At 64.0% G+C, this 8,876-nt stretch carries 8 protein-coding genes and 1 pseudogene; 5 read left to right on the plus strand and 4 right to left on the minus strand.

Going from position 1 to position 8,876, the window contains the following annotated elements:
• Window positions 1–664 precede the first annotated feature (664 nt).
• Both HMPREF2559_RS07050 and HMPREF2559_RS07055 read right to left on the minus strand, forming a co-directional pair.
• A complete protein-coding gene (locus HMPREF2559_RS07050) occupies window positions 665–2,146 on the minus strand; it encodes a multicopper oxidase family protein (protein ID WP_070540090.1) in 1,482 nt (493 codons plus the stop codon).
• Window positions 2,147–2,217: 71 nt separating this feature from the next.
• The gene (locus tag HMPREF2559_RS07055; RefSeq protein ID WP_070540093.1) at window positions 2,218–2,793 is read right to left on the minus strand and encodes a CueP family metal-binding protein; all 576 of its coding nucleotides are present in this window, start codon (window positions 2,791–2,793) and stop codon (window positions 2,218–2,220) included.
• A gap of 403 nt (window positions 2,794–3,196) precedes the next feature.
• On the opposite strand from HMPREF2559_RS07055, the gene HMPREF2559_RS07060 reads away from it, so the two are divergent.
• From HMPREF2559_RS07060 to HMPREF2559_RS07070, 3 genes are all read left to right on the plus strand, one after another.
• On the plus strand, window positions 3,197–3,919 hold the full coding sequence (locus HMPREF2559_RS07060; RefSeq protein ID WP_148138790.1) for a response regulator transcription factor: 723 nt from the start codon (window positions 3,197–3,199) through the stop codon (window positions 3,917–3,919).
• The gene (locus HMPREF2559_RS07065) at window positions 3,916–5,043 is read left to right on the plus strand and encodes a sensor histidine kinase (protein WP_070540098.1); all 1,128 of its coding nucleotides are present in this window, start codon (window positions 3,916–3,918) and stop codon (window positions 5,041–5,043) included. The genes HMPREF2559_RS07060 and HMPREF2559_RS07065 overlap by 4 nt, the downstream gene beginning before the upstream one ends.
• A gap of 140 nt (window positions 5,044–5,183) precedes the next feature.
• Window positions 5,184–5,510 (plus strand): heavy-metal-associated domain-containing protein, encoded by a 327-nt coding sequence (locus HMPREF2559_RS07070; RefSeq protein WP_070540102.1) that lies wholly within the window; start codon window positions 5,184–5,186, stop codon window positions 5,508–5,510.
• Window positions 5,511–5,516: 6 nt separating this feature from the next.
• Here the strand turns inward: HMPREF2559_RS07070 and HMPREF2559_RS13260 are convergent, their stop codons facing one another.
• Window positions 5,517–5,753 carry a hypothetical protein gene (locus tag HMPREF2559_RS13260; RefSeq protein WP_246818464.1) on the minus strand — a complete coding sequence of 79 codons (237 nt, stop codon included), beginning with the start codon at window positions 5,751–5,753 and terminating at the stop codon, window positions 5,517–5,519.
• 18 nt (window positions 5,754–5,771) lie between these two features.
• On the opposite strand from HMPREF2559_RS13260, the gene HMPREF2559_RS07080 reads away from it, so the two are divergent.
• Together HMPREF2559_RS07080 and HMPREF2559_RS07085 are read left to right on the plus strand one after the other, a co-directional pair.
• Window positions 5,772–7,796: a copper-translocating P-type ATPase gene (locus HMPREF2559_RS07080; protein WP_070540108.1), complete on the plus strand. Its 2,025-nt coding sequence runs from the start codon at window positions 5,772–5,774 to the stop codon at window positions 7,794–7,796.
• Between the two features lie 47 nt (window positions 7,797–7,843).
• Window positions 7,844–8,458 (plus strand): YdhK family protein, encoded by a 615-nt coding sequence (locus HMPREF2559_RS07085; protein ID WP_046453122.1) that lies wholly within the window; start codon window positions 7,844–7,846, stop codon window positions 8,456–8,458.
• Between the two features lie 260 nt (window positions 8,459–8,718).
• Here HMPREF2559_RS07085 and HMPREF2559_RS12745 read toward each other — a convergent pair.
• Window positions 8,719–8,876 (minus strand): annotated as a pseudogene (locus HMPREF2559_RS12745) (IS3 family transposase); the annotation flags it as partial.

Here is an 8,876-nt window from a genome sequence, read left to right on the forward strand (position 1 = left end):
CCCGACGTGTCTACTTTCCAGGGGTCAGGCCCATCCGACCAATACGCGTTCTTGCACCCTTTTCACTCAACCCTCCCAACTACCCCTGGCGGGTGTTGGAGTTGCGTATACGCTTTCGATTAAACACTCGTTCATGTACTGGGTAGCAGTACTTAATTCCTGCTGGGAAATATCCCGCAAACTCGGCCCCCGCCGCTGACCCTCCCCAGTGGTCGTAGTAGCGGGGGTTGGGATGGAGTTCGAATAGTCCTGCGAAGTGCTAGTGCCTGCGAAGTGCTCATAGCACTAAGGCAACCACACCCGCGCCCGCTACGGAAGACCAACCACACTCACCCTGTGGACAACCCGCACGGGGCTGTCAGCGCTCTTTGAAAAGTAGCCCAAAACGCTCCTCGAAAAGTAGCCCACTCGAAAAAGATCGGATGGGTGATTTCCTTGGAGCAATGGGCACAAATTCGTTACCTGCGTGGGCAGGGCTTGTCGTACCGAAACCACCGGCCTTAACAAGCGCTACGACCGCATCATTGAACTTGCTGCCGTGCGCGCTGACGCATACTTCAAACCCGTCGACTCCTGGCACACACTGCTCAACCCTGACACCAACGCCGTGTCCACTACTCGGGGGACACCCCGCCCACCTCGGCACTCAACCCTGCTGTGGGGGTTACTCGTAGCGAAGCGAGCTGACCATCCCGGTTTCCATGTGATAGGCGTTATGGCAGTGAAATGCCCACTCCCCGGGGTTGTCAGCGATCAAGTCGGCGATCATGGTTTCACCGTGGCGGAGAAGGACGGTGTCCTTGCGTAGTCCGCCGCTGCCGGGCAGCGCCCACGTGTGGCCGTGGATGTGCATGGGATGGGGCATCATGGTCCTGTTGCGCATGACCATCCGCAGGCGCTGGCCCTCCTGCACGGTCGCGGAGGAGGATTGGCCGTCGGTGAGAATGCTCCATTCATATGGCATCATCTGCCCGCCCAGGTCGATGCTGACTTCTCGGTCTGGTGTGCCCTCGGGCAGGAGTGCACGGTCTGCTGGCTTCAGGGAGGACAGAAGCAGTCCGGTGGACGACAACTCGGGGAAGTCGACATCGGGGTGGGGGGCTTGGCCGCCGGCGGTGCGGATGACGGCGAAGGCGCGGTCGTCTTTACCCACCGCCAAAGCCGTGAGCGGGAAGATGCCGTCGCCGAGGATGACGTCGACGTCGACACGCTCGCCCATCGACAGGTAGATCGATTCGGTCTCCCTGGGCTGGACGGGGAAGCCGTCGGTGTGGGTGACGGTCATGCGGTGGCCACCGAGGGCCACCTTGAAGATGGTGTCACCGCCGGAGTTGATAAACCGCAGGCGGGCCTTGTCGCCCGGGCGAGCCTTGAAGGTCCGGTGAGCACGGGGGATACGTCCGTTGATGAGGTAGTGCGGATACATCACATCGCCGGCATCCCCGCCCAGTACCCGGTCCGGGGTGCCGTGCATCATATGGCCGTGACCTCCCATCCCCTTCTTCCCGTTATGGTCGCCCGAACCCATTCCGGTGAGCTTGTCGAGCTCATCGTCGGGAGTGCCCTGAATGCCATCGACCCAGTCATCGAGCACGATGGTCCACTCGACGTCCTGGTCCTCAGCGTCTTGCGGGTCGCGGACGATCAGTGGGGCGTGGAGGCCGCGATCAAGCTGCAGGCCGGTGTGGGAATGGTAGAAGTAGGTGCCACCGTGGGGGACTTCAAAAACATAGGAGAAAGACTCGCCAGGTTCAATGGGGTCCTGGGTCATGCCGGGCACACCGTCGGCTGCGTTGTGGAGTGCGATGCCATGCCAGTGGATGGAGGTGCTCTCAGGCAGTTCATTGGTGATATCGACCTGGAGGACGTCGCCGACGGTGGCCTCAATGGCCGCATCCCCGGTGTCAGAGACGTATCCCCACGTCTTGGCTTCGATGCCGCCGATATCCAGAGAGAGGGGCCGGGCGGTTAGTGTCCGGCGCACCGTCGGCTCACCGAGCGCAGTGGGGGTGGGAGTGGGGCGAAGGGAGGGACCTGGTGCCGAGGCAGCGGGTCCAGGGTCGCTGGTGCAGGCGGCCACGGCCCCGGTGCCAGCGAGGACGAGCCCGCCGAGCAGAAACTGTCGTCGGGAAAACGCGTTCATCATGATTTAACCTTCCTTGGTGCTAGATTTCAGTGACACGGGAGACAGGCGCAGGTGAGGACCCTGCTGAGCCATCACGTCAGGCGCAGGTCTGTGACACAGGTGGCACCGTCGTCGGTGGTGGAAAACTCCGTGGTGCCGGTACGCCCCTGGTAGCTGACCTCAATCAAGCCGGTGACATCATCGGGAAGCCAGAAGCCAATAAACCCGTTGTCGAAGGTGGTTGTCGCCTCGTCCACCAGCACCTCACCGGTCGCCTCATCGGTGATCGTGACCTGGATGTCCTCATTGTCGAGTTCCCCCCGGCAGGTCGTGAGGCTGTGGTAGAAGCAGTCGTGGGTGGAGGTGAGATAGGGTGCGATCGAGACATACGTCTGATTGTCGGGAAGATCGACCACGACCTCCTGGCCATCGCTCGAGAGCAGCAGTTCATCGGCACGCACGGAGGCGATCAGATCCGTGGGACGCTCAGTGACCTTCTGCCGGTCGAGGTGATCAATGATCTCCACCGCGTCCATGGCGGCCAGGCCATGGGTAGTCAGGAATGTATCCTGGGACACCGTCCCTTCGGCGGTGAGTTCCGGGTCGGTGGCCGAACACCCCGTGAGGGCGAGGGCAAGGGCGGCGGCTGCGATCGCTGCTCGTTTCACGTCAATCTCCTTGGATCGTGGTAAGACGGTGAGAAGACACCGCCTCAAGGTCGATGCCATACCTTTATCTAGCACGGGTGCCTGACGGCCCAGAAATTAAAAACCCTGCTCACAGCCTTATAACAGGGCGAAAAGGGGGTGAATTCGGTGGGCTGGGTCACCACCGGGACACCACCCCACAGCCGTGGGCGATGTCCTTCTACCCGCCCCGGGTATGCGGTGCAGGCAGTGAAATCCCTGGTGGCGCCTGCTGAGCTGACCAGGGGAGGCGATGCCGCCGACCCGGGGTGGGGCACAGGGGTGACGGCGGTCGAAGGGTGATGTTTGAAGATTTGATGAAGATTTCCCGCCGGGCACTGAGCGAGGGTGGTATTCCCCCCTGGCCGGAACGATACTAGGGCCTATGGCTGACCGCACACCGACCACCGCCACGCCCCCGGGGCGGGTGCTGGTCGTCGATGATGAACAACCCCTAGCTCAGATGGTGGCTTCTTACCTCATCCGGGCCGGCTTCGATACCCGCCAGGCGCACACCGGCACCCAGGCCGTGGACGAGGCCCGTCGCTTTTCCCCCGATGTTGTGGTGCTGGATCTGGGGCTGCCCGAACTCGACGGCCTGGAGGTGTGCCGACGGATCCGCACCTTCTCGGACTGCTACATCCTCATGCTCACCGCGCGTGGCAGCGAGGACGACAAGATCAGCGGTTTGACCTTGGGGGCGGATGACTACATCACCAAACCTTTTAGCATCCGGGAACTGTTGACCCGGGTGTATGCGGTGCTGCGCCGCCCGCGCACCAGCACCACCCCACCGCAGGTGACCACTCCCCTGATCGTTGGTGACCTCATCCTTGACCCCGTCGCCCATCAGGTGCGGGTGGGGGAGACGACCGTGGAGCTCACCCGCACGGAGTTCGAGCTGCTGGTTGCCCTGGCCCTGCGCCCCGGCCAGGTGCTGACCCGCCACGACCTGGTCTCCGAGGTCTGGGACACCACCTGGGTCGGTGATGAACGCATCGTCGATGTCCACATCGGCAACTTGCGTCGCAAGCTCGGCACCGACACCCGGGGCCGGGGGTTTATCGACACCGTGCGTGGCGTGGGCTACCGGGTGGGGCAGCCATGAATCACGGACCCGGCCTGACCTTCCGCTTCCTGGCCGCCCAGGTGTTGGTGGTGGTGATTAGCCTGCTGGTGGCCGCGGCCGTGGCCACGATGGTGGGTCCGATCCTGTTCCATGATCATATGTTGATGACCGGCCGGGAGGACCCCTCGCTGGAGCTGTTCCATGCCGAGCAGGCCTACCGGGGCGCCAACCTGATCACCTTGGCCGTCGCCCTGCCCACCGCCTTGATCAGCGCCCTGCTGGCCAGCCTGTGGTTATCGCGTCGTCTGCGCACCCCCCTGCAGGATCTCACCCGCGCCGCTACCAGCCTGACGGCCGGCAACTACCGTATCCGCGTGCCCGCCGGAGAAGCGGGCCCCGAGGTCACCACCCTGGCGCATGCCTTCAACACCATGGCCGACCGGCTGGAACACACCGAACAAGTCCGCCGCCAGATGCTCTCTGATCTGGCCCACGAAATGGGTACCCCCTTATCGGTGCTCACGGTCTACCTCGATGGCCTCCAGGACGGGGTCGTGGACTGGAATAATGCCACCCACACGATCATGGCTGACCAGCTCACCCGCCTGACCCGGTTGATGGGAGACATCGACGATGTCTCCCGGGCCCAGGAACGCCGGATCGATTTGGACCTGGCGGAGGAAGGGCTCGGGGATCTGCTCCATACCGCCGCTGCTGCCGCGGGGGAAGCTTATGCTGACAAAGGCGTCGATTTACAGGTCGAGACCATTACGGACACTATCCGGGTGCTCGTGGACCGGCAACGCTTCGGCCAGGTGATGAGCAATCTGCTGTCGAACGCGCTACGGCACACCCCGGCCGGCGGGCAGGTCCGGATCAGCGTCCATCGACAGGGGGCGTCGACCGCGCTCATCCACGTCGCCGATGACGGCGAGGGCATCCCACCTGACCAGCTCGGACACATCTTCGAACGCTTCTACCGGGGGGATGCCGCCCGCAGCCGGGACGACGGCGGGTCCGGTATCGGTCTGACCATCTCCAAGGCATTGATCGAGGCCCACGGCGGCACTCTCACCGCCACCTCCCCCGGACCCGGTCGCGGAGCGGTGTTTGCCCTCCGCCTCCCGCTGTCCCCTCCCGACAGTGAGGAGGCTGCTCAGTGACCACACCCTGCCCCGCGTGAGTGCCGCGCCCTCCACCCATTGAAAATATACCCCCCGGGGGTATACTGAAAATATACCCCAGGGGGGTATACGTTAGAGAGTAGCATCGCCGCATCCCACCGACTCGTAGGAGCTTTCCCATGATCACCTCCTCGCCCCGCCTCTTGCCGATGGTCTCCCACGGCTGCAGCTGTTGCGGGCCTGCCTCACGTGCCGACAGCGCCTCCATCCCTGCCGCTAGCGACTCGTCAGCAGGAGGGTCCTCCCCTAGCTACCAGGTCACGGGCCTGACCTGCGGGCACTGCGCGAAAAGCGTGACCCAGGCCCTTCAGGCCCTCCCCCAGGTCGGCGACGTCCAGATTGATCTCGCTGCTGGTGGTGTTTCCACCGTCACGGTCACCGGTGTCGTACCTCCGGAGATGGTTCGCCGGGCCATTGAGGAGGCCGGCTACGCCGTCTTATCCTGATCAGTTTTACCCATCATCTCGACCCCGACCGGGTTGAGCGAAAGGAACGTCATGAGCACTCCCCACCATTCCGGTGATCACCATGGTGATCACCCCGCTCCGGAAACAGACCACACCCAACACCCGGATCATGCCGGCCACGAACACCACGCGGATGCCGACACCCACGGCCAGGCGATGCCCCACGATCACCCGCACGCCGCCCTGGACGAAGACCACCACGTTCATGGTCACGGCGAACACGCCGGACACAGTACCGCAATGTTTCGGGACCGTTTCTGGTGGTCGCTGATTCTGTCCATTCCCGTCGTTATTTTCAGCCCCATGGTCGCCGACCTGCTCGGCTACCACCTCCCGGCATTCTCCGGATCCACCTGGATCCCCCCGGTGCTGGGCACGATCATCTTCGTCTACGGCGGAATGCCTTTCCTCAAGGGCGGATGGAAAGAACTGAAATCCTGCCAACCCGGGATGATGCTCCTGATCGCCATGGCCATCACCGTGGCGTTTGTGGCCTCCTGGGTCACCACTCTGGGGCTGGGCGGTTTTGAGCTGGACTTTTGGTGGGAGCTGGCCCTGCTGGTGACCATCATGCTGCTGGGGCACTGGCTGGAGATGCGCGCTCTCGGGGCCGCGTCCTCCGCGCTTGACGCGCTGGCTGCCCTGCTGCCGGATGAGGCCGAGAAAGTCATCGACGGGACTACCCGCACCGTGGCCATCTCCGAGCTGGTCGTCGACGACGTCGTGCTGGTGAGGGCCGGTGCCCGAGTGCCGGCCGACGGAACCATCCTCGACGGAGCCGCCGAATTCGATGAGGCGATGATCACTGGCGAATCCCGTCCCGTCTTCCGCGACACCGGTGACAAGGTGGTCGCCGGTACCGTGGCCACCGACAACACCGTCCGCATCCGGGTGGAGGCTACCGGCGGGGACACCGCCCTGGCCGGGATCCAACGCATGGTTGCCGACGCCCAGGAGTCCTCCTCCCGGGCCCAGGCCCTGGCGGATCGGGCGGCAGCGTTGTTGTTCTGGTTCGCGCTGATCTCCGCTCTGATCACCGCGGTGGTGTGGACCACCATCGGCAGCCCAGACGATGCCGTGGTGCGCACGGTTACGGTGCTAGTCATCGCCTGTCCGCACGCCCTGGGCCTGGCGATTCCTCTGGTCATTGCGATCTCCAGCGAGCGGGCCGCGAAATCCGGGGTGCTCATCAAGGACCGGATGGCGCTCGAGCGGATGCGCACCATCGACGTGGTGCTCTTCGACAAAACCGGCACCCTGACCGAGGGTGCGCACGCGGTCACCGGTGTCGCCCCGGTGCCCGGTACTTCGGAAGGGCACCTGCTGGCCCTGGCCGCCGCCGCCGAGGCCGATAGTGAACACCCCGTGGCCCGCGCCATCGTGGCTGCCGCGGCCGCACACCCGGAGGCCTCACGCCGCCCACTGCGCGCAACCGGTTTCACCGCCGCCTCCGGCCGCGGGGTCCGGGCCACTGTCGATGGCGCTGAGATCCTCGTGGGTGGGCCGAACATGCTGCGCGAGTTCAACCTCACCACCCCGGCCGAACTCACCGACACCACCAGCGCCTGGACCGGGCGTGGGGCCGGCGTGCTCCATATTGTCCGCGACGGTCAGATCATCGGTGCCGTGGCCGTCGAGGACAAGATCCGCCCCGAATCCCGCGCCGCCGTCAAAGCCCTGCAGGACCGCGGGGTGAAGGTCGCGATGATCACCGGTGACGCGCAGCAGGTCGCCCACGCCGTCGGTCAGGACCTAGGCATTGATGAGGTCTTCGCCGAGGTTCTGCCCCTGGACAAAGACACCAAGGTCACGCAGTTGCAGGACCGGGGTTTGAGCGTGGCCATGGTCGGTGACGGTGTCAATGACGCCCCCGCTCTGACCCGCGCGGACGTCGGTATCGCCATCGGTGCCGGCACGGATGTGGCCATGGAATCTGCCGGGGTGGTCCTAGCCAGTGATGACCCGCGGGCAGTGCTGTCGATGATTGAGCTGTCCCAGGCCAGCTATCGCAAAATGATCCAGAACCTGATCTGGGCCTCTGGCTACAACATCCTCGCCGTGCCGTTGGCCGCCGGAGTGCTCGCCTCGATCGGGTTCGTGCTGTCCCCGGCCGTGGGCGCGATCTTGATGTCTGCCTCGACCATCGTGGTGGCCCTGAACGCCCAGCTGTTGCGCCGCATTGATCTGGAGCCGGCTCACCTGGCTCCGACCGACGGGAAGGAGGAACACAGTGAGTCGATATCCCCCGTAACCGTTACTGACTGACCTTGTCCCTCGACTCCTAACTCACACCACCTTTGAAAGGAACACTCATGAAACGCAGCATTACCCTCGCCGCCTTGGTACTGACCTCCACCCTGGCGCTAACCGCCTGCAGCGACGCCGCCGACAACTCCGACGATGCCGACACCACCAGCACCACGACGGCAACCGCAGAGACCCACGAGACCCACCAGGAAGACTCCACCACTGCCGACGAAGAGCACGGCGGGCACGACCACCCTGCCGACGGCGGGGCACCGCCGGCAGGCATTGAAGAGGCCGAGGATCCCACGTACCCGGTGGGCACCGAGGTCATCCTCACCGCTGACCACATGCCCGGCATGGACGGCGCCACCGCCACCATTTCCGGGGCGTTTGATACCACGACCTATTCGGTCAGCTACACCCCCACCGAGGGTGGGGCCCCGGTTACCGACCACCGCTGGGTCGTCCATGAGGAGCTCGTCGATCCGGGTCAGGCCCCCCTGCCCGACGGGGCGAGCGTTGTCCTAGATGCCGAGCACATGTCCGGCATGAAGGGTGCTGAGGCCACCATCGATTACTCCACCGAGGAGACGGTCTACATGGTTGATATCACCGTCGACGGGATGACGATGACCAACCACAAGTGGGTCACCGAGAGCGAGATCCAACCCGCCGAATAGTCCACCCACCCTGAACCGCGAGACCAGACAAGGCACCCGCTCCAAGGTCGGTCATCAATCGCTGCCGACCATGCCACAGCACACCAGCCACACACGGAACCTGCACGCCCACAGGGCCCACGCTGAGGTAGGCCTTCTGTGTCACTGCTTCTCTTAGTCAGGGGAAATATGCCCTGGAATGACCCTGGTGACAGGAGGGCCCGACCCCCGGAAAGTAGACACCGTGGGGTGAACAAAAGTAGGTGTAAGCCTATCAGACCTTAAGCGGCTTGGGACTCGAACTCATCGGGAGTTTGGTACCCGCACCAAGTGTGCCGACGGCACGTGTTGTAGCGCACGCACCACCGGAAGACGTCTCTGCGGCAGATCAGTTGATTGGCGAAGGTCTTCGCATCTTTGAGGACCTCCCGCTTTAAAG

This window comes from Corynebacterium sp. HMSC072G08 (assembly GCF_001809185.1).
In the GTDB taxonomy this organism is placed as follows: Bacteria; Actinomycetota; Actinomycetes; order Mycobacteriales; family Mycobacteriaceae; genus Corynebacterium; species Corynebacterium phoceense.